Raw genomic sequence first — 21,048 nt, 5'->3', positions numbered from 1 at the left:
GACGGTGATGATGTCGAGAACCCGTCACCGGCTCCGTCCCTGCAATGAACGCGGCCACAATGGGTCGCACCAGCACCGAGGAGAACCACAATGGCCAAGTACTTGCTGCTCAAGCACTACCGCGGCGCCCCGGCTCCGGTCAACGACGTGCCCATGGACAAATGGACACCGGAGGAGATCTCCGCCCACGTGCAGTACATGCAGGACTTCGCGGCCCGGCTCGAGGGGACCGGTGAGTTCGTCGACAGTCAGGCGCTCGCTCCCGAGGGAACGTTCGTCCAGTACGACGGCGTCGGTCGCCCACCGGTCACCGACGGCCCCTTCGCCGAGACCAAGGACCTCATCGCAGGCTGGATGGTGATCGACGTCGACAGCTACGAGCGCGCCATCGAGCTGGCCGGGGAACTTTCGGCCGCCCCGGGGGCGGGCGGGAAGCCGATCCACGAGTGGCTCGAGGTACGGCCGTTCCTGGGCGCGTCGGCCACCATCACGGACTGACCTCTGATGACCTCCGAGGTGAACGCGGACCTGCTCCGGAGCCTCACGCCGAGCGTGCTCGGCATCCTCGTCCGCCGCGGAGCCGACTTCGCGGCGGCCGAGGACGCCGTGCAGGACGCGCTGGTCGATGCGGTCCGCGTCTGGTCGGCCGATCCACCACGGGACCCGAAGGGCTGGCTGGTCACCGTGGCCTGGCGCCGGTTCCTCGACGCGACCCGGGCGGACACGGCCCGCCGCCGGCGTGAGGACCTCATCGACGAGGAGCCGCCTCCCGGCCCTGCGTCCTCGGTGGACGACACGCTCCAGCTCTACTTCCTGTGCGCCCATCCGTCGCTGACGCCGTCGTCCGCGGTCGCGCTCACACTGCGCGCCGTCGGCGGGCTCACCACCCGCCAGATCGCCCGCGCCTACCTGGTGCCCGAGGCGCCCATGGCACAGCGCATCAGCCGGGCCAAGCGCACCGTCTCCGGTGTCCGCTTCGACCGGCCCGGCGACGTCGCCACCGTGCTGCGCGTCCTCTACCTGGTCTTCAACGAGGGCTACTCCCGCGATGTCGACCTCGCCGCCGAGGCCATCCGGCTCACCCGGCAGCTCGCGGCCGCCATCGACCACCCCGAGGTGGCGGGGCTGCTCGCCCTCATGCTGCTCCACCATGCCCGGCGCGCCGCCCGGACCGCGCCCGACGGCGGCCTGGTGCCGCTGGCCGAGCAGAACCGCGGCCGGTGGGACACCGAGTCGGTCGCCGAGGGCGTCGAGATCCTGCAGGCGGCCCTCGCCCGCGACCGGCTGGGCGAGTTCCAGGCCCAGGCCGCCATCGCGGCACTCCACGCCGACGCGCCCACCGTCGAGGAGACCGACTGGGTGCAGATCGTCGAGTGGTACGACGAACTCGCGCGCTTGACCGACAGCCCGGTCGTCCGGCTCAACCGCGCGGTGGCCGTCGGCGAGGCCGACGGACCGCGCGCCGGTCTGGCGGCGCTCGTGGCACTGGACGACTCACTGCCCCGCTACGTCGCGGTGGCGGCGTACCTCCACGAGCGCGACGGCGACCTGACGACGGCGGCACGTCTGTACGTCGAGGCGGCCCAGAAGGCGCCCAACCTCGCCGAGCGCGACCACCTGACGCGCCAGGCCGCCCGGCTCAACGCCCGCGGGCGTCACTGACGGGCGTGGCTGACGAACATGGCTGACAACTGTTGCTGAAGGGTGTCGCCTCCCCTCCCCGTTCTCTGTGGCCCCATTGCCGTACAGGGTGGACGGCGTCCGGGCGTTCGCCTGGCCGGCGCAGCGCGGACGAGGGAACCGTCCGCGCCGTGATTCACCGCGCCGCGGTGCCCTTTCTGCAGCAGGATCAGACAGCGGCTTGATTTCGCCGCAGCCTGATCGGCGCCGGTATCCTCTGCCCGCATTCATAGGCTCAGCACGATCGCGGCGCCGAGGCCGCCGACACCCAGGGCGAAGGCGGCCTCTGGCCAGCCGCCCTTCCCCCAGCGGAACGGTCTGTCGAGTGCGAACCGCCCGGGACCGATGGCCGCGACGGCCAGCGCCACGACCGCGATGCACACGTTGTACTCGACGCCGCCTTGTGTCTCCCACAGGCCATGTGCCGCGGTGACGGTCGCCATGGCATTGATCATCACGCCGATCAGGGCAGCCGATGCCAGTGGGGTGAACAGCCCCAGAGCCAGGCCGAGGCCCCCGAAGAACTCTGAGCCGCCGCCGATGGCGGCATAGACCACTCCTGGGTGGAAGCCCAGACCTGCGAAGCCCTTGCCCGTTGCGGCGAGACCCTCACCACCGAATATTCCGAAGAGTTTTTGGCATCCGTGCCCGGCCATGAGGAGGCCGATGGTGATCCTGACAAGGAGCAGTCCGCAGTCGCCGGCGGAGACCGAAGGCCTTTCCGGTACGCGGGCGGCCGACTGGGGCGGGGCACGCAACTTCTCGTTGATGATGTACTTCACCGGAGGCTCCTTCTGCTCCGATGCCCCTGGGCGGTGTCGACTGACCACGCGGGACACGGAGGGATCGGCCGCACGGCGACGCCTGCGAGCACACGCCGGGCACGGAGTATCGCGGCGCTGCCGGGAGGAATCCGGACCACAAAGGAACAACTGGGCTGCCGACCCCCGGTCGGGCCGCCGGTCGTTTTCGCATTGAATTGCGTGACGTCGGCTTGTCATTCCCATCGTTCCCCCTCCCCCGGCCGGGATCGACCCTGGAGCGGTGGAGCGCGCGCGGTATCAGCAGATACCAGGAGGCGTGACCGCTTCTAGCGCGGAGCCTCGGGTGACGCATTTCCTCGCTGGACGAGGGCCTGGGTGCTGCTGGTCCAGGGCCAGCTGCGGATGCGGGGGGCTGGGTCGGTCCTGGGCGGGCTTGGCCCGTGCAGGGGAGGCTGGTTGTCTGCTTCCTGTCGCGGGTTCACACGTCGCGGCGCCGTACGACGACCACCGCGAGTACGACCGCGACGAGCGGCCACACCGTGTACACGATCCAGGAGCCGGGGACGGTGGCGGTGGCGGTGTACGCGAGGGAATCGGGATCCGGCGGCCAGTTCTGGACCAGGCGCTTCCAGGCGGTGACCGGCATCGCGTGGTTGATGTCGGCGGACCAGAGCTCGCTCTGTGAGAAGAGTGTGGGGAACATCAGTAGCGTGAAGACGCTGGTGATCATGGTGGTGGCACTGTGCCGGATCAGGACACCGAGGCCGAGGCCGATCAGCGCGCAGACCGGGGCCAGCAGGGCGGACGCCACCATGGCCCGTGCCACGCCGGGGTGGGTGATCGGGACCCCGGCGTGCCGCCCGTCCAGGATGGCCTGGGAGACCAGGAAGGAACCGAAGGAGATGACCGTACCGACCGCGGTCCAGAGCGTGGCCGTGACGACCGCCTTGGCCAGCACCACTCCACCACGGGCCGGGACGGCCGCGGTGGTGGTGCGGATCAGTCCGCTGCTGTACTCGCTCACGACGGTGCTGGCGCCTATGGCGCCGGCGACGAGCATCAGCAGCCAGTAGCCGGCCGGCGGGTAGGCGGTGAAGGCGAGGAAGTCGTGCGGCTGACGCGTGCTCGGTCCGGAGTCCGCGATGTTGTCGTATTCCGCCAGCGCCGCCGCCGCGGCGGACCCGATGACGAACACGGTCGTGAGCGCGAGCGTCCAGGGGGTGGAGCGCAGGGACCGCATCTTGATCCACTCGGCGGCGATCAGGTCGCGGAAGCGGGCGGGCGGTCCGGCGACGGGCGCGTACGAGGTGGTCGGGGGGACGGAGGTGGATGTGCTCATCGGTGCTGCCCTGCCAGCTATTCGACGCTGTCGGCGGTGAGTTCCATGAAGGCCTCTTCCAGTGAGGCGGTCCGGGTGGTCAGCTCGTGCAGCATGATCCGGTTCTCGAAGGCGAGTGTTCCGATCCGGTCCGCCGGCAGCCCGGTCACGGCCAGCCTCTCGGCGCGCTCCGGGCCCTCCGGCTGGACCGACGCGCCTGCGGCTGTCAGCACCACTGTCAGCTCGGCGGCCTGCGGGGTGCCCACCAGGACGCTGAGGCGGGTGCTGCGGGCCGCGAAGTCCCGTACCGACTCCGCGGCGATGAGCCGCCCCCGGCCGATGACGACGAGTTGGTCGGCCGTGTTCTCCATCTCCGACATGAGATGGCTGGAGAGGAAGACCGTGCGGCCCTCGGCCGCCAGGCGCCGGAAGAGACGGCGCATCCAGAGCACGCCCTCCGGGTCCATGCCGTTGACCGGCTCGTCGAACATCAGCACGGGTGGGTCGCCGAGGAGGGCGGTGGCGACACCGAGCCGCTGTTTCATGCCGAGCGAGAACCCACCGATGCGGCGGGCCGCCGCATCGGCCGGCCCCACCTCCTGCAGCACCTCGTCCACCCTGCGCAGCGGGATGCCGTTGCTGCGGGCCAGGGCGGACAGATGAGCGGCGGCGCTGCGTCCGCCGTGGACCTGGGTGGCGTCGAGGAGGGCGCCGACGTGCCGCAGTCCGCGCGGGTGGCTGCGGAAGGGGACATCGCTGACGGTGGCAGTGCCCCCGGTGGGCGCGTCCAGGCCGAGGATCATGCGCAGGGTGGTGGTCTTGCCGGCGCCGTTGGGGCCGAGGAATCCGGTGACCTGGCCCGGCCGCACGGTGAAGGACAGCTGGCCGACGGCGGTCTTGCTGCCATAGCGCTTGGTGAGCTCGTTGACTTCGATCACAGGAACAACGCTGCCGGGAGGCCCCGGCCCGGACATCGGGCCGGGGACGGCAATCGCGCGGCCGGGTTGGCCCGTGGGCGTACGTCCCCGGGCCGATGCCGCGCGGGCGGCACCTGGCTAGGCCCGCGGCATGGACGTCACACCGACCACTCCGTTGCCTGCGTGCGTCGCGCATCGCCGCTTTCCTCAAAAGACCGCATGCCGCCGATGACAAGGACAGGGGTCATGGCCTGGGTCGGGGGTTTCCTGTACCTCTTCATGCTGGTTCTGCTGCTGGGGGCGCGCCGCGGGCTTCGGGCACGGTCCACGCTGTCGGGTCGCTGCTGGCCGTGAGCCTGCTCGTCGGTGTGCTGCGACGGGCACCGTTGCCGGCTCTGGCCCTGACGCTCTTCGGATCCACGGCTGTGGTGGTGTTCACGCCCGCTTCCGCCCATGCGGACCAGACGGTGTCGTACCAGGGCCAGTTTCTGTCGTATCTGGCGGTGGACCTTGTCCTGGGCTTCATCGTCGCAACCCGCACACGACACGTTTCGGTCATCGCCGTGTCCGTGTCCCTGGTCGTGCAGCTCCTGCTGATCGGCGGCTACGCCCACGGGGACAACGTGACCGTCAACGCCGTGATCGCCGTCCTGGCGATGAGCGCGTCCTGCATGATCGGTCTACTGAGTCGCGAGCGACGCGAGCACGCGTCGGCGTTGCGTTCGCAGGAAGTGGCCGAGGCAGTGACCGCCGAACGGCTGCGGATCGCGCGGGAGCTGCACAACATGATCGCGCACAGTATCGGCATCATCGCCATCCAGGCCGGGATGGGCAGCCGGGTCATCCAGACGCAGCCCGCGGAGGCCCGCGAGGCACTGCGAGCCATCGAGGCCACCAGCAGAGAGACCCTGTCGGGCCTTCGGCGCACTCTGGTGGCGCTCCGCCAGGTCCTCCGCGATCTGGGCCGCGACCCACTGCCCGTTGTGGTCGATCTGGTCGATCGTGAAGCTCGCGAGCTGCGACCCGGAGGAGCTGCTCCCGGCGTGGACGGTGTAGTAGGACGGGGCGCCGCCGACGTGCCGGATGTCGCCGGAGCCGGGGATGTGCACGCTGATGCGGCAGGTGCCCGAGGTGACGGAGCCGGTGGTGAAGAACCAGGTCGCGTAGTTGCCGGCGTCGCTGCCGTCCCCGGACATCGGGATCGAGCGGAACTGGCCGTTGCAGCCGTTGGACGAGTAGCCGCCGGTCGCGGTCGTCCACTGGTCGTCGTCGTTGGCGACCCTGGACGAGCCATGCTCGCTGTACGAGACGCCGGAGCCCGAGCAGTGCGGGCCCGCGTAGGCGGAGAACTGCTGGACGGCAGTGGATTTGACGGTGGCTCCCGACGCCGCTCCTCCGGTAGCGGCCTTGGAGCCGGACCCCGACTTGGCGGGTACCTTGTGGCTCTCGGCGGGTGACGGTTCGTCGGCCTCCTTGCCCTTCCCGGCGGAGTCGGCGACGGCGTTGTTCTCCGGCGCGAGGGGCACCTTCGAAGCCGGTCCGCCCTCACCGTCACGGGATCCGGGGACGCCCCCGCCCCGGCCGCCTTTCCGGCCGCGTTGCCGGACGTCCTGGCCGTCGCCGCACTCGGGCCGGGCGGCGTCCCGGACCAGAAGCTCGCCCCCCGCACCGCGCCCGGCAATGCCGTGATGAGCGTCGGCCCCGGCGGCACGGGCAGCTTCACGGGCGACGGCGCCGAGTTGGCCACTGCCTTCGTCGCGGGCGCCGCCGCGCTCGCCGTCGCCGCACACCCGGACCTGACGCCCTCTCAGTTGACCGACCGACTCACCGCGACGGCGTACCACATCCCGGCCGACAAGGCGCTGGTCGGCGCCGGCACGGTGGACCCTGCGGCGGCCGTCACCGCCCCCGCCCCGGAACCCAGGGCCCGCCCGACCCCCCGCGCCCCGGCCACCCTCCACATGCCGCCCCCCGAGGCCCACCCCGGCCGCACCATGGCCATCACCGTCACCTCCGCCGCCGTGGCAGCCATCCTCATCACGGCCTTCGCCGCGTTCACCCTCCCCCGGGCCCGCCGCAGAGGCTGGCGCCCGGGAGGTTCGGCGCCGTAGGCAGTGCGTCGGCGTACGCGGCACCGGGCTCCGCCCGCTCCGATGACCAGGTCGGCCTCGGTCGTGGAGCTTTCGGTGACATGTGGGCGGTGAGGCTGTCGGTGACATGCTGGCGAAGACAGCGTGCCGGGGTGTGCGGAGATGCGTCGTGTGCCCCCTCCCCTGGTCTCGGGCGACGGGGCGGGCCTTGGACAGGTGTGGCCCGGGGCATGGGACTGTTCATGGCCCGGCTTCGTAACGCCCCGTCGCGTCAGACGGCCGGAGCATCGGCGATGCGATACCCGACCCCGGGCGTCGTCGTGATGACCGGCGGGCCGCCCAGCTTGCGGCGCAACCGGCCGACGGTGACGGTCACCGTGTTGGTGAACGGGTCGGCGTTCTCGTCCCAGACCTGTTCCAGGAGGTCCTCGGCGCTCAGGAAGCCCGGCCCGGCGCACAGCAGCGCCTCCAGGACGGCGAACTCCTTGACGGACAGCTCCAGCGGACGGCCATCACGTACGGCGGTCCGGCGCACGGGGTCGAGTTCGAGGCCGGCGGCGCGCAGCGTGCGGGCTCGGGCGGCCGGCCTGCGGCGGGCCAGGGACCGGATGCGCAGGATCAGCTCCGGGAAATGGAAGGGCTTGGCGAGGTAGTCGTCGGCACCCAGGGTCAGACCGCTGACCCGGTCACCGGGCGCCCCGGCCGCGGTCAGCATCAGCACCATCGCGCGATCGTCCTGCTCCGTGATCATCTGGCAGAGCGTGTCGCCATGGATGCCGGGCAGGTCGCGGTCGAGGAGCACCACGTCGTACGCGTTCAGGTCGAGCTTGACTGCGGCGGCCAGACCGTCGTGCGCGATGTCGACGGCCATCCCCTGATCCCGGAGCCCCTCGGCGACGACCTCGGCGAGCGACCGCGCGTCCTCCACGACCAGAACCCTCACCGTGTCACCCTTCCGAATCCGGCCGCCGACGGCAGCGCCGCCCCCACGCACAGGCCGCCCTCCGGGCGGGCCAGGAGAGCGAGGCGACCGCCGTGTGCTGCCACGATCGCGGCGACGATCGACAGTCCCAGGCCGGAACTCCCCTCCTGCCCCGTCCGGTCGGCGCCGAGCCGCTCGAACGGCTGCGTCAGCCGGTCCACCCGGGCCTGGTCGAGGACGCGCCCGCCGGTCTCGACGACGAGGCGTGCCTCGGTGTCGTCGTGTTCGGTGGTGATCCGGATCCAGCCGCTCTCCTTGTTGTGCACGATCGCGTTGTCGACCATGTTCTCCACCATCCGGGACAGCAGCGCCGGACTGCCTCGCGTCCAGGCGTCCGGCCGTGCCTCGTCGTCGACGGTCAGCGTCTTCGCGGCGATGTCCGCGGCCCGGTCGGTCAGCGCCGCCCGCGCCAGCTCGCCGAGCGACACGGGGGTCCGGTCGGCGAGGGTGCCGTGCTGGGCCCGGGCAAGGACGAGGAAGCCGTCCAGCAGGTGATCCACCCGGTCGAGCTCGGTCCGCAACCGGCCGGCGAGCGCGACGGTCTGTGCCGCGGGCTCCGGTTTGGCGACGGCCACGTCCAGCGACGCCCTCATCGTCGCCAGCGGCGTACGCAGTTCGTGCGAAGCGTTGCCGACGAAGCGGCGCTGCGCGACGAACGAGGCTTCGAGGCGTTCCAGAAGTCCGTCGACCGTGTCGGCGAGTTCCTTGACCTCGTCGACGGGTCCGGCCACGGCAAGCCGCTGATGCAGGTTCTCCGCGGAGATCCGCCGTGTCGCCGCGGTGATCAGTCGCAGCGGGCGCAGAACCCGGCCGGCAAGGACCCGGCCGAGCAGGAGCGATACGCCCGCCATCACCACCAGTGCGATCAGCGAGCCGACCAGCAGTTGGTGGCTCTGCTGCGCATGCACGTCCGAGAGTTGCCTCTGCAGATCCCGGATCTGCTGCTCGGCGGCGGCGAGGTCGGGCTGTCCGGTCGGGGGCTGTTGAGGAGCGACTCCGGTCACCCGGCCACCGGACATCAGGTAGGTCAGGGCGAGCAGCACGATTCCCGATCCGAGGAACCCCGTGGCGTAAAGGATCGTGAAGCGCCGTCCGACGGTCCCGCTCCGCAGCTTGTCCATGTTCCTCTTCCCTCTCGGGTCCGGCCGAGCCCAGGTTGCCCCAACGCACCTAACAGCGGCATGACAGAGGCGGTTCGGACCACGTTATGGCCCGATCCGTAGAACCGGGGCCATGCTCACTACCAACGAACTGCTCCGGCGGGAGTGGACCGGGTTCCGGCGTCCGGGGCGGCTGATCGCGATGGCGGCCGCGGCTCTGGTCGTCGTCGCCCTCGGTCTGCTCGCCGCGCTCGGCAACCACACGTCCTGCGACGGCCCGTGCCCCACCGAACCAACCGGGCCGGACGGGTCCCTCGTCAACGACCAGTTCTACTTCCTCCATCGCGACCTGGGCGAGAACGGCAGCATCACGGTCCGGATGACGTCCATGACGGGCACGATCACCTATCCGCCGCCGGACCATGACCGGATCGTCCCGGGCCTGGTGCCGTGGGCGAAGGCCGGGATCATCATCAAGGACGGGACCCGCCGGGGATCCTCCTACGCGGCGTTGATGCTCACCGGCAGCCACGGCGTGCGGATGCAGTACGACTACCGCCATGACATCGCAGGCAGCGCTGGCGGGGTCTCGGCCGAGTCACCGCGCCGGCTGCGGCTGACGCGGTCGGGCGACACCATCACCGGCTACGAGTCGGTCGACGGCGAGCGGTGGACGAGCGTCGGCACGGCACACCTGACCGGGCTGCCCGAGACCGTGCAGGTGGGCCTGTTCGCCACCTCTCCCGGCAACCTGACACTGCGGTCCGTCGGCCTGGGCGGCGCCACGGAAGAGGTGCGCTTCACGCAGGCCGGCGGTGTCTTCGACAATGTCGTGCTCAAGGGCGCGACCTCCGCCGGTGGCTGGCGCACGGACGCCGTCGGCGAGATGAACCGGACCGACTGGGAGAAGTACCACAAGGCATCCGGGGCGGTGCAGAAGAACGGCACGATCACCGTCACCGGCACCGGCGACATCGGGCCGGGAGGTACGGAGGGCGGCGGTCGCCCGGTGGAGCGCACCCTCGGCGGCCTGACCCCCGGGCTGCTCATCGTGCTCGTGGTCGCCGTGCGGTTCGCCACCCCCGGCCCCCGCCCCGATCCCGCGCGCGGCACGCCGGTCACCCGCCGGGTGCTCGCGGCGAAGGCGTTCGTCGTCGGGGCCGTCACATTCGTGACCGGTCTCTTCGCCGTGGGCATCGTGGTCCTGGTCGGCGTGGCGATCCCGACGGGGAGCGGGGCCTCCGCCATCGGGGTGTCCGCGCTCACCGGAGTGCGGGTCGTCGTCGGTACGGCCGCCGTGCTCGCCCTCGCCGCCGTGCTCGCCCTCGCGCTGGGTGCCCTGTTACGGCGCGCCTGGCTCGCGATCCTCGTCGCCGTCCTGGCGATCGCGGTTCCCTACGTCGTGACCTCCGTCCCGCTGCTGGCCGACGGCCTGTCGGAATGGCTGCTGCGGGTCACTCCGGCCGCCGGCTTCGCCGCCCAGCAGACCCTCATCCAATATCCGCAGGTCATCGCCCACTACGCGCCCTCCGCCGGACACTTCCCGCTTCCGTGGTGGGCCGGGATCGCCGTGTTGTGTGCGTACACGGCGGCACTTCTCGGGTTTGCCCTGAGCCGCCTGCCGCAAAGCCGTCAGCAGGCCGAGCAGCCGTTGCGCCGGAGCTGACCCATGACGGCGCAGGAGCCGGCGAGTTCCTGCGCCGTCATCGCGGGCTGCCGGCGCGATGCGGGGATTCCAGAAAGCGGTCAGGGCTGCTCATGTCCACCAGTCCGTCACGCTTCGGCCTCGGGGCCGGTCGTATGCCGGACCGCGTCAGGTGGTGATGGTGAGGATCGCCGAGCCGGTGAGCTGGTGCGCCGCGTTCTCTGCGTTCAGCCGGAAGTAGACCGTCTGTCCCGCGGCCCGGTGGAACGTGAACGAGTTGCCGGTCAGCAGCGGACCCGACGCCCGGACGAAGCACGGCCCGTCGGTGGTCGAGGGCCCGCTGCAGTACGTCTCGCGGTAGCCGGTCGTCACCGTGTCGGCCGGGTCCTTGGCGTCCCAACCGACCGTCACCTGCTCGGTGGCCGCGTCATAGCTGTACGTCAGGCCGGTCGGCGCCGGTGCTGGCGCGGTTCGGGTGATGCCGGTCGGCGCGGCCACCGCCGGGACGACGGTCGCTCCCCCCGCTGCCACCAACGCAATGGCCACCGCCGTTGCACGGCAGGCGATCCGTACGCGGTCTCGCATGTCCCCTCCAGGATGTTGATCGAGCCGAAGGACCGGACGGTACGAGCCCGGCCCACTGCCTGGATGGCGGACAACGGGCGGCGGGATGGCGAACAGCTGAAGTCTTGCCACGGTGTGCCTGGACGTAACCGCGTCTCCCCGGCCCGCCCCCGACCGGGCCGAACCTGCCCACGCAGACTGTCCCGATCAGACCTCACCCGACACGGCACACCCATCAAGATCAATGGGTGAGGAGACCGGAGCGGGCGCCGGAGCGGCGCAGCAGCCTCCGCCGTCGGCCTGGTCGGCTGCCGGGGCGGCTGCCTGGTCGGCTGCCTGGTCGTCGAAGAGTCCGGCGCCGCCGCAGACTCCGGTCTCGGGGAGGGTGAGTTCGACGCGGTCGGCGGACTCGAGGTCACCGGCGATGGCAGCGGTGACGGAGCGGACCTGCTCGTAGCCGGTCATGGCCAGGAACGTCGGGGCGCGGCCGTAGGACTTCATGCCGACCAGGTAGACCCCCGGATCGGGGTGGGACAGCTCGCTGTGGCCGTGGGGATAGACGGTGCCGCAGGAGTGCTGGTTGGGGTCGATCAGCGGGGCCAGCTCGGTGGGAGCCTGGAGGCGTTCGTCGAGGCCGAGCCGGATCTCGGAGAGGAACGACAGGTCGGGACGGAAACCGGTCAGCACAATGACCTCGTCCACCGGGTCCAGACGGCGTCCGTCCTCGCCGACCAGGATCAGACGGCCGTCCTCGTCACGCTCGATGACTTCGGTACGGAAGCCGGTGACCGCGTCCGCGTGCCCGTTGTCGACGGCGGCCTTCGCGGCCAGGCCGAGGGCTCCTCGGGCGGGAAGCTGGTCGGCGGTACCGCCGCCGAACGTGGCTCCGCCGATACCGCGGCGCAGGATCCACACCGCGTGCGTACCGGGCTCCGCCTTCGCGATGTCGGCGAGGGTGGCCAGGGCGGTGAACGCGGAGGCGCCGGAGCCGATCACGGCGGTGCGCCTGCCTGCATAGCGGTCGCGGACGATCGGGTCCTTGAGGTCGGGTACGCGGTAGGTGATGCGGTCGGCTGCCGCCTTCTCGCCGAGGGCGGGCAGGCCGCCGGCCCCGGCCGGGCCGGGGGTCGTCCAGGTGCCGGAGGCATCGATGACCGCGCGGGCGAAGACACGCTCCTCGCCGCCGTCGGCAGTGGTGAAGTGCACGACGAAGGGCTGGGTTTCGCGGTCGGCGTCGACGACACGGTCGCGGCCGGCACGCGAGACACCGGTGACAGTGGCGCCCAGGCGGACGTGCCCGCCCAGGACATCTGCCAGCGGCTGGAGGTACCGCGTGGCCCAGTCCCCGCCGGACGGGTACGTCGTGGCGTCGGGCCGGGTCCAGCCGGTCGGTGCCAGGAGCTTCTCGGCGGCCGGGTCGGTGACCTCGCCCCAGGTGGAGAACAGCCGCACATGCGACCAGTCGCGTACGGAGGAAGCGGCGGCCGGTCCCGCTTCCAGGACCAGCGTCTCGATGCCGCGCTCGACCAGATGGGCGGCGGCGGCCAGCCCGGTGGGGCCGGCGCCGATGACGACAACCGGCAGGTCAGCAGTGGTGGTCATGGCGGTGATGTCCTCCGGAATAGGCGGTCGATTCGGCCGCTGTTTCGATTGCTGTCGATATCAGGAGCTTGGCATCAGGCATCGACGAGTGTCAACATAGACACATGTCGAAGTCAGAGCTTGTGGAACTGCCGGCCCTCGACGCGGGGACCGTGGTGCCGTGCTGCCCGCCCATCACCGCCGGGGAGCTGTCGCAGGACGACGCGGAGAAGATGGCCCTCATGTTCAAGGCCCTGTCGGATCCGGTGCGGTTGCGCCTGTTCTCCAAGGTCGCCTCGCACCCGGGGGGCGAGGCGTGTGTCTGCGACATCTCCGACGTCGGCGTCTCCCAGCCGACCGTCTCCCACCACCTGAAGAAACTCCGCGAGGCCGGCCTCCTGACCTCCGAGCGGCGCGGGACCTGGGTCTACTACCAGGTCGCCCCGTCCGTCGTGGCGGCCATGTCCGCCATGCTCGACCTGCGCTCCTGACCAATGGCCCGGGTCGACGGGCCAGCCGGTGCAGTCCCTCGGCCCGGCAGAAGACCCACTCACCCTTCATGCGCAGAGACCACCTGGCCGCCGCGCTCTCGCCGATCGGGTCTGCCTGGGCGGTCAGTTGCCCCTGGAGCCGAGTCCCACGTGCCGTCGGCGGCCCACCTTCGAAGTCGTTTCCACACCGCCTGCCAGGGGCCGAACACTTCGTGCGGCATGTCTCGCCACGGGATCCCGGTGCGACACCGGTGGATGATTCCCTCGACGGTGCGGCGGCGGTCTGCGAACGTGCGCTCTACCTTCCTCGTGTTGCAGGGAAGGCAGAGCGCCAGGCGTGCCCACTGCTCGTCGGTCAGTAGGAACGTGCGCCCGCTTTCAAGTCACCGAGGCCGGTAGGCGGTGGCCAGCACGGAGACGGTGACGGTGACCCGGCCGGGCACGAGACCGTGATCGGCCAGGTCCGCACGGTTCAGGTGGCGTGCGCTCGGCGTCATCCCCACCAGGTCAAGGGCCTCCGGTCCGGTCAAGGACGTGACGTACTCGACCACCTCGGTACCTGCGGCCTCGAAGAAAGGGGCCAACACCCTGTGCAGACGACGTTCCTTGGCCGGATCGATCGCGACCATTCCAGGCACCTCACTGCGCAACTCGTGCAGGTGCCGCCCGGTCGGACGTACCACGACCAGCCGACCGCCCGGGCGCAGCACCCGGTGAAACTCGGACGGGTTGCGCGGGGCGAACACGTCCAGCACGACATCGGCCATCCCGTCGGCCAGCGGGAGGGGACGGAAGACGTCCCAGGTCGCGGCGGCTGCTCGCTCATGGGCGCGGGTCGTCGCGCGCAGCGCGCGCACTGAGGTGTCCAGGCCCAGACCGCGAGCACCGGACAGCTGCTCGAGGACGCCGGCCAGGTAGTAGCCCGTGCCGCACCCGACGTCCACCACGGTGCTCCGCTCGGGCACGGCGTCGGCCGCCAGGTGAGCCACGGTCCGGCGGATCGGCCCGAACCTGCCGGTGGCCAGAAACCGGTCCCGGGCTCGGACCATGGCCGCGTCGTCGCCGCTGGTGGCGCGGGTGCCCGTCAGGAGGCTGACATAGCCATGCCGGGAGATGTCGAAGGTGTGGCCCGTCGGGCAGCGCAGCACGCCACGGTCGGAGTGGAGACAGGCGCCGCACGTCGGGCAGCGCAGGAGATCGAGGAACGATTCGAGGGCAGGGGAAAGCAAGACAGGCACAAGGCACTCCTGGCAGCGGTGTGAGGAAGGGACCGTGCCTGCACGCGCGGTCGGCAGATCGCCGCCCCAGGGGCAACGGATCGGCGTCGGCCCTCGATGCGGGCAGCACCGGAACGCGGGTCACGCGGCAGGCATACCGAGGAGGGCGATGCCGTCCGGCATCGCCCTCACAGCCTCCCGATCAGTGGAAGCAGCAGTGCGGAGTGCTCATGAATGCCACAGCACGATTCTACGAGGCTCAGCCGAAGCCCCTCGCATTCCCGCAATCAGGAGACAGGAGCGAGTTCGGCACCACGGCCGACCAGGCCCGAAGGGTCTCGAACCGACGCCGGTGGCGACCATTTCATGTGATCACGAAAAAGTCGGACTGGAGTACTGGAGAGGGCGATTTCAGTAGCCTGAGGCGATGTCAGAGGATCCGACGTCCCCTTCCGTACCGGACCCGGCCTCAGCCGTCCGACGAAGGATCGTCCGCTCCCGCGAGTCGGGGGACCCGTGGCACCTGACCGATCCGCGGGCCGAGGACGAGCACGCCGCGGCCACGGCCGCGCTGATCCGCGTCGGCCGCGCGGGTGAGCCCGAATACAACATGACGGCGGCGGCGGAGTTGGCCCGGTTCCGCTTCTGGCGCGGCGTGGTGTCCGGCACCACCTCCGGACAAGCCGAGGCCGACGACGCGATCGGCTTCTTCCTCGGTCTGCGGCAGACTGCGCCGGACCTGATCCCCGCCGAGGTGGCTGACTTCGTCGGGACCCTCGCGACGAACGCGACCCACCGCCTGCGCTGGGCGGTCGACTGTGCCGACAGATTGTTGTCCCTCTCGGACGGCAGCGACCTCAGCCCTCTCGACCGGGCCATCGACCGCATTCCGTGGGCCCTTCGGACAGCGCCTCCGGACCCGGCGGGCCGGATCCTCGCCCTCGGGCGTCTGGGGCAGGCGTATCACGAGCGTCATCGGGTCGCCGGGAACGTGGCGGACGCACGGAGGGCCGTGACGGTCCGTCAGGAGGCAGTCGACCTCTCACCGCCGGGCAGGGATCGGGCACGCAGACTGTCGTTGTTGGCCGATTCGCTGCTGGTCGTGCACGAGCGGACCGATGAGAGACCATGCCTCGAAGACGCCATCCGGGTACTGGAGGAGTCGATCGCCACCACCCCGCCCGGCGACCAGTTCCTCTGGCTGCGGTATCAGCGGCTGGGACGGTCGCACCGGCATTTGGCCGGGACCACGGACTCGGTCGCCGACTTCGACGCGGCCGTACGGTGGGGACGGCTTGCCTGCGCCACGATCGACAGCTCCGACACGGACTACGGGTCCACTCTGACAACACTCGACAAGAGCCTCCGCGCCCGGCACGCGAAGACTCACGACCGGGCCGACCTGGACGAGGCCGTCACACTGTGGCGGACGGCGCTCGCCCGGATTCCGGGGGACGATGCCCGAAGAGCAGACTTCCTCGTGGATCTCAGCGACGCCCTGTACCGCCGGTTCGACGCCGAAGGCGACCCGGCCGGCCTCGAAGAGAGCGTCCGGACATGCGAAGCCGCGGTCCGCGAGGCGCCGGAGGGCAGCCCCTCGTGGGTCCGTGCCTTGTCCGATCTCTGCTATCGGCTGCGCCGCAGGTTCGAACACGGTGAAGATCTCGCCGACCTGCGGGAGTCGGTCCGCGTCGGGCGTCTCGCGGTCGCACTGACCTCCCTGGACGACGGCGAAGACGGGATCGTCACGTACTCGAATCTCCTGAATGCCGTCCTCGCCTGTTACGACGAGGTTCGCGACCTGCCGTATCTGGACGAGGCGATCGATCTCTGGGCGGCCCTCCTCGCGGCGACGCCGGCCGACCATCCGGAGCGAGGCCGGCGGCTCGCCGGCAAGCTGGATGTCCTCGAAAAACGCTTCGAGCACGCCGGGGACCGGGCCGACCTGGACCGGGTATTCGATGCCGCCCGCGAGTGCCTCGCCGCCGCGCATCCCGACTTCGGGCAGACAGCAGGGACGCTGCTGCGGGTCGCCTTCCGTCTCGACATCCGGGCCGACGAGGCCGACGGCTCCCTCAACATCGGGCTCGAACTCGACAACGTCCGGTTCACGATGCGGTCGCGCAGCGCGGCCGAACTCGACGCCATGGACACCCTCGTCGACCTGGCCAGATCGGTCGCACCGCAAGCTGCCGCCGATGAGGCCGACCGCGAGGTCCGCCGGGGCTTCCTCGCGATGGCGCTCACCACCCGGTACCGGGTCACGGGCTCGGCGGAGGACGGCGCCGAGTCCATCCGTGTGATGCGGGACATAGTCGCCGCTGCGGATCCGGGCGATCCGCAGTACAGCGCCTACCTGTCGAACCTCGGGGACACTCTGATCAGCAGGTTCCTGAGGGACGGCGACGTGAGCGACCTCGATACCGCTGTCGAAGCCCACGAGCAGGCGTACCGTGCCACGCTTCCGACCGCCCCGGACCGCACGGACTACCTCCCGAAGCTGGCCCTCGCTCTTCGACTCCGCTACGACGACCGCCGGAACCCGGACGACCTGGAGCACGTCGTCGCAGTCATCCGCGACGCGGTGGCCGAAGGGCGTCCGGCGCCGGACTGCCGGTCGGCGGGTCTGAGCACACTGGCCAAGGTCCTCGAATGGCGGTTCCGCCACACGATGGACCCGGCCGATCTGGACGCGGCGGTGGCCGCCGGGCGGGAGGCGGTGGATCTCGACGCCGGGAACGAGGCCCGGTCCACCACTGCGCCTTCACGCCTCGCGTCGGCACTGTTCGCCCGCTACGAACAGACCGGGAACGCCGCAGACCTCGACGAAGCGATCTCGACCCTGGGGACGGCCCTCGCGAACATGCCCGACGGCGACGAGAGACGCCCGTCCGAGCTTCACAACCACGCTGTCTACGTCCAGGCCCGAGCGCTGCTGACCGGCTCGTCGGCGGACTTCGACCGATCCGTGATCGAGCTGCGCGAAGTGACGAGCGCACGGTCGCCCGGCGACTCGACGCGCTCCCGGGACTTCTACAGTCTGGGGATGGCGCTGCGAGTCCGGCACTCGCAACTAGGCGACGACCTGGACATGCATGCGGCGGTCGAAGCCCACCGCACCGCGCTCCGGGGTGCGGCCGGGGATCCACTGATGCGGCCGATCGCCGCCGTCGGACTCGCGAACGCGCTCACCCAGGTCTTCCAGCGGACCGGCGACCGCGCGGTCCTGGACGAGGCGATCACCTTGGCCGCCGGGGCGGAGCACGAGTTCCCGGAGCACGGGGGCCTCGTCAACCGACCGCTCTCGACCCTCTCCTGGCTCCTCCGCATGCGGGTCGACCTCCCGGGTGATCCCGACCCCACGGACGTCACCGAGATGCTGCGGGTCAGCGAGCGGATGATCGACGCGACCCACCCGGGCTCCTCCGAATACGGCCTTCTCCTCCGGAACCGCTCCGTGGCGCTGACGACGGCCGCTCGGGTCGGGCGAGATGCGACCTTGCTGGACCAGGCGGTCGCCACCGCCAGGCAAGCCGTCGACGTCACCCGACCGGGGGACGCGCGCCGGGCCGAGTGGCTGTGGTCACTGGGTCTGATCCTGAGGCAGCGCCACAACGCCACCGGGAACCGCGCCGACCTGGAGGCCACCCTGGCGTGCTGGCGCGAGGCCGCCCGAGACCCCTACGGCGACCCGGACACGCTCGCGCGGTGCGCGGTCCGCGCCGGTCGGCTCGCGGCGCAGAAAGGCGAGATCGACGGAGCGGTCGCGGATTACGGTCTCGCGGTCCGGCATCTGCCTACAGTCGCCTGGCACGGGATGCGGACCGGGGTGCGCAGCGACACCCTTCGCGGATGGTCGGGTCTGGCCTCCGAAGCAGCCGGGGCCGCAATTGCCGCCGGACAGCTTGCGACCGCGGTCGAACTGCTCGAACAGAGCAGGTCGGTCATCTGGACTCAGGCACTGCACCTCCGCAGCGATCTCAGCGATCTGGCCGACTCCCACCCCGACCTGGCCGAGCGGCTCACGGCGCTGCGGACCCGGCTCGACGCCTTCTCTCCGATCAGCGAGCCGCACCAGCTGATCGGTCTGGCCGACGGGATCCAGGGTCCGGAGTTCTCTGCGGAGGCCGGCGAGCGCCGCCGGGATCTGGCCCGGGAATGGGACGAGACGGTCGAGCGGGTCCGCCGGGTCGAGGGGTTCGAACACTTCCTCGGGCCGACGCCGTACGCCGAGCTGAAGGACGCGGCCACGGGTGGTCCGGTGGTCATCGTGACCGTCAGCGGATACGGCTGTCATGCGCTGATCGTCCGTCATGACACGTCTGAACCCGAGGTCGTGGTGCTCCCCGAGGTCTCGATCCACGATGTGTCCGGCAAAGTCTCGGATCTGCTGTCCGCCGTCGGGGCCCAGACCGACCCGAGCGTTTCGTTCCTTGCACGTGAGCGGGCCCGGCACGTCAGCCACAACATCCTCGGCTGGCTGTGGGACGGGCCCTTGCACGTGAGCGGGCCCGGCACGTCAGCCACAACATCCTCGGCTGGCTGTGGGACGGGATCGTGGGGCCGATCCTGGAACGGCTCGGACACTCCGCTCATCCGCGCTCCGGCCGGTCTGCCGACGCGCCACCGCGTCTGTGGTGGTGTCCGGTCGGGTTGCTCAGCCTGCTGCCGCTGCACGCCGCGGGCCACCATCCGCGCCACAGGTCGGCCCCCGGCACCGGCGGAGCGTGGACCGCGGACCTGGTGGTCTCCTCCTACACGCCGACGCTGGCCGCACTGTCCCGCAGCCGGATCCGGCGCTCGGGGCCGACGGCGCGGCGGCGCCTCGCGATCGCGCTGCCGGAGACTCCCGGTCTGGCCGCGTTGCCGGCGGTAGCCGACGAGCTGGCCTGCCTGCGGCGGTATGCGGCGAGTCCGACCGAGGTGGTGAGTCTGGTCGGGTCGGCAGCGACCCGGCGGGCCGTCCTCGACGAGCTCCCGCGCTGCGACCGGATTCACTTCGCCTGCCACGCGGCCCAGAACCTCTCCGATCCGGCGGCGAGCTCTTTCAGCCTCCACGACGGTCCGTTGTCGGTTGCGGATATCGCAGACTTGGAACTCGCCGAAGCGGATCTCGCGTACTTGTCGGCATGTCAGACCGCTACGGGCGTCCCTGACCTCGCGGACGAGGCGATCCACCTCGCAGCGGCTATGCAGTTGACCGGCTTCCGGCACATCGTCGCCACCAGCTGGCCGGTCGGCGATTCCTCGGCCGCAGGCGTATCGGACCATTTCTACAGGGAGTTGACATCGTCCGACAGCGGCGCGGAGCCCGCCATCGCGCTCCATCGAGCCGTTCGCGCGCTGCGTGACAGCGATCCCACTGAACCCATGAAGTGGGCGTCGTACGCCCACTTCGGAACCTGACCCGTGCCAACCGCGAATCGGTGTATCCGTGCATCTGCACATCGGTGTATCCGTGTATCGGCAGAGGTGACCATGACCAATCAGCCCCAGTCTCCGATCCCCTACGAACAGACCTCGGACTACCGCTGGACGGAGGTCGCGTTCGAACTGTTGGAGTCGGGCGCTCTCACAGCACTGGTGATGACGAGTGACAACGTCTCCTCGGCCGTTGTCGAGGGCGCGTGCCCGCGCTGTGTGCACCACTTCACCGACCGGCGTCCGCTGACCGCCGTCACCAGCGGGATCGGCGGGAGCCGCGCGGGCGTCCAGGGAACCGGCGGCACCGGCCTGGTGGCGCCTGCCGGCACGTACGGCTACGGCGACCCGGTCGTCCTGGACGTCACCTGCTCGTGCGGTGCCGGGCATCCGGCCGGGGCATCCGGGGCCGCCGACTCGACCGCCGTCAGCGGCTGCGGTGCCAGCTTCCGTATCGAGCTCACCGCCGACCCCGCTCCGGCCGACGGACAGCCATGACCGGAATGCCACTGGGGCCACGCAAACCGGAGCGCCCGCCGACGCCCACGGACCTGGCCGAGCGCGACCGCTTCGCCGCACTGGCCGAAGCCTCCCTGCCCGCGGTCCGCGCCAACGCGGAAGCCTGGCGCAACGGTCTCGCCGCCTTCGTCACGCTGGTCACCACCGGCGCAGTGCTCAAGGGCCGCGATACGACGGCCCACCTCACCCTCGACTGGCGCATCGCGGTCACCCTCCTCATCGGCGGCGGCATCGCCCTCTCCCTGGCAGGGCTCTGGCAGGCCCTCGCAGCTCAGGCCGGCACCCGCGAGGGCATGGTGACCCTGGCGGAGATCCACCGCCGCCACGCATCGGTCGCGGCCTATCAGATCGCCCTGGCCGACGCCGCAGCAGCCCGGCTGAGGCGAGGCCGGACCATCGTCGCCGCAGCGCTGGTGTGCTTCCTCCTGGGCATCACCGCGACCTGGTGGGCCCCGGAAGCAGGCCCGGATCCGGCCGCGTACGTGAGGGTCACGCATGGCGGGACGTCGACCTGCGGGGCACTGAAGAGCGCTGATGGCGGGAGCGTGCGGATCCAAGTGGCCGGAACGGTGAAAGCTGTCGTGGTGCCCATGGAGAACGTCACCAATCTGCTCGTCGTGGCGCGTTGTTGGCCAGGAACGACCTGCCGCCGACCGGTACCGGCACTCTGATCGGCCACGGCGTCACGTCGACCACTGGCACGCAAGAGTTTCGAGAAGCCCCTGCGAGTAGTCATCGACTCAATGATCTCCCGCTCCT

At 70.8% G+C, this 21,048-nt stretch carries 17 protein-coding genes and 1 pseudogene; 9 read left to right on the top strand and 9 right to left on the bottom strand.

Translation table 11 applies throughout. The features are described from left to right. Window positions 1-90: 90 nt before the first annotated feature. Window positions 91-498, top strand: coding sequence for a YciI family protein (locus tag ACFVX4_RS26420; protein WP_389981452.1), 408 nt, complete (start codon window positions 91-93; stop codon window positions 496-498). 6 nt (window positions 499-504) lie between these two features. Continuing rightward, window positions 505-1,662 carry an RNA polymerase sigma factor gene (locus ACFVX4_RS26415; protein ID WP_389981451.1) on the top strand — a complete coding sequence of 386 codons (1,158 nt, stop codon included), beginning with the start codon at window positions 505-507 and terminating at the stop codon, window positions 1,660-1,662. A 245-nt stretch (window positions 1,663-1,907) separates the two neighbouring features. On the opposite strand, the gene ACFVX4_RS26410 is transcribed toward ACFVX4_RS26415, so the two are convergent. The 3 genes from ACFVX4_RS26410 to ACFVX4_RS26400 form a co-directional block, all read right to left on the bottom strand. After that, a complete protein-coding gene (locus tag ACFVX4_RS26410) occupies window positions 1,908-2,438 on the bottom strand; it encodes a DoxX family protein (protein WP_389981493.1) in 531 nt (176 codons plus the stop codon). A 484-nt stretch (window positions 2,439-2,922) separates the two neighbouring features. Further along, window positions 2,923-3,783: an ABC transporter permease subunit gene (locus ACFVX4_RS26405; protein ID WP_389981450.1), complete on the bottom strand. Its 861-nt coding sequence runs from the start codon at window positions 3,781-3,783 to the stop codon at window positions 2,923-2,925. Window positions 3,784-3,800: 17 nt separating this feature from the next. Further along, window positions 3,801-4,700, bottom strand: a complete 900-nt coding sequence (locus ACFVX4_RS26400; protein ID WP_389981449.1) for an ATP-binding cassette domain-containing protein — start codon at window positions 4,698-4,700, stop codon at window positions 3,801-3,803. A 95-nt stretch (window positions 4,701-4,795) separates the two neighbouring features. On the opposite strand from ACFVX4_RS26400, the gene ACFVX4_RS26395 reads away from it, so the two are divergent. Both ACFVX4_RS26395 and ACFVX4_RS26390 read left to right on the top strand, forming a co-directional pair. Further along, window positions 4,796-6,136: a sensor histidine kinase gene (locus ACFVX4_RS26395; protein ID WP_389981447.1), complete on the top strand. Its 1,341-nt coding sequence runs from the start codon at window positions 4,796-4,798 to the stop codon at window positions 6,134-6,136. 141 nt (window positions 6,137-6,277) lie between these two features. Beyond that, complete coding sequence (locus ACFVX4_RS26390; RefSeq protein WP_389981445.1) at window positions 6,278-6,790, top strand: S8 family serine peptidase; 513 nt, start codon at window positions 6,278-6,280, stop codon at window positions 6,788-6,790. A gap of 250 nt (window positions 6,791-7,040) precedes the next feature. Here the strand turns inward: ACFVX4_RS26390 and ACFVX4_RS26385 are convergent, their stop codons facing one another. Together ACFVX4_RS26385 and ACFVX4_RS26380 are read right to left on the bottom strand one after the other, a co-directional pair. Further along, window positions 7,041-7,712: a response regulator transcription factor gene (locus ACFVX4_RS26385; protein WP_389981443.1), complete on the bottom strand. Its 672-nt coding sequence runs from the start codon at window positions 7,710-7,712 to the stop codon at window positions 7,041-7,043. Next, a complete protein-coding gene (locus ACFVX4_RS26380; protein WP_389981441.1) occupies window positions 7,709-8,872 on the bottom strand; it encodes a sensor histidine kinase in 1,164 nt (387 codons plus the stop codon). The genes ACFVX4_RS26385 and ACFVX4_RS26380 overlap by 4 nt, the downstream gene beginning before the upstream one ends. Window positions 8,873-8,984: 112 nt before the next feature. Between ACFVX4_RS26380 and ACFVX4_RS26375 the strand changes: the two genes are divergently transcribed. After that, window positions 8,985-10,517 carry a hypothetical protein gene (locus tag ACFVX4_RS26375; RefSeq protein WP_389981439.1) on the top strand — a complete coding sequence of 511 codons (1,533 nt, stop codon included), beginning with the start codon at window positions 8,985-8,987 and terminating at the stop codon, window positions 10,515-10,517. A 147-nt stretch (window positions 10,518-10,664) separates the two neighbouring features. Here the strand turns inward: ACFVX4_RS26375 and ACFVX4_RS26370 are convergent, their stop codons facing one another. Both ACFVX4_RS26370 and ACFVX4_RS26365 read right to left on the bottom strand, forming a co-directional pair. Next, complete coding sequence (locus tag ACFVX4_RS26370; RefSeq protein WP_389981437.1) at window positions 10,665-11,081, bottom strand: hypothetical protein; 417 nt, start codon at window positions 11,079-11,081, stop codon at window positions 10,665-10,667. 186 nt (window positions 11,082-11,267) lie between these two features. Further along, window positions 11,268-12,662, bottom strand: a complete 1,395-nt coding sequence (locus ACFVX4_RS26365; protein WP_389981435.1) for an FAD-dependent oxidoreductase — start codon at window positions 12,660-12,662, stop codon at window positions 11,268-11,270. Window positions 12,663-12,766: 104 nt separating this feature from the next. On the opposite strand from ACFVX4_RS26365, the gene ACFVX4_RS26360 reads away from it, so the two are divergent. Continuing rightward, window positions 12,767-13,132 (top strand): ArsR/SmtB family transcription factor, encoded by a 366-nt coding sequence (locus ACFVX4_RS26360; RefSeq protein WP_389981433.1) that lies wholly within the window; start codon window positions 12,767-12,769, stop codon window positions 13,130-13,132. Window positions 13,133-13,275: 143 nt separating this feature from the next. Here ACFVX4_RS26360 and ACFVX4_RS26355 read toward each other — a convergent pair. Beyond that, window positions 13,276-13,491 (bottom strand): annotated as a pseudogene (locus tag ACFVX4_RS26355) (transposase); the annotation flags it as partial. Window positions 13,492-13,515: 24 nt separating this feature from the next. Continuing rightward, window positions 13,516-14,370, bottom strand: coding sequence for a putative RNA methyltransferase (locus tag ACFVX4_RS26350; RefSeq protein WP_389981431.1), 855 nt, complete (start codon window positions 14,368-14,370; stop codon window positions 13,516-13,518). A 4,461-nt stretch (window positions 14,371-18,831) separates the two neighbouring features. On the opposite strand from ACFVX4_RS26350, the gene ACFVX4_RS26345 reads away from it, so the two are divergent. The 3 genes from ACFVX4_RS26345 (at window position 18,832) to ACFVX4_RS26335 (ending at window position 20,960) form a co-directional block, all read left to right on the top strand. Next, window positions 18,832-19,755: a CHAT domain-containing protein gene (locus ACFVX4_RS26345; protein WP_389981429.1), complete on the top strand. Its 924-nt coding sequence runs from the start codon at window positions 18,832-18,834 to the stop codon at window positions 19,753-19,755. Window positions 19,756-19,827: 72 nt separating this feature from the next. Beyond that, a complete protein-coding gene (locus ACFVX4_RS26340) occupies window positions 19,828-20,268 on the top strand; it encodes a hypothetical protein (protein ID WP_389981427.1) in 441 nt (146 codons plus the stop codon). Then, on the top strand, window positions 20,265-20,960 hold the full coding sequence (locus tag ACFVX4_RS26335) for a hypothetical protein (protein WP_389981425.1): 696 nt from the start codon (window positions 20,265-20,267) through the stop codon (window positions 20,958-20,960). Before ACFVX4_RS26340 ends, ACFVX4_RS26335 begins: the two co-directional genes overlap by 4 nt. Window positions 20,961-21,048: the final 88 nt, after the last annotated feature.

The organism is Streptomyces sp. NPDC058240 (assembly GCF_042882135.1).
Lineage (GTDB): Bacteria > Actinomycetota > Actinomycetes > Streptomycetales > Streptomycetaceae > Streptomyces.
Note: the sequence above shows the minus strand (reverse complement) of the source record. Positions and strands in the feature narration are given on the sequence as shown.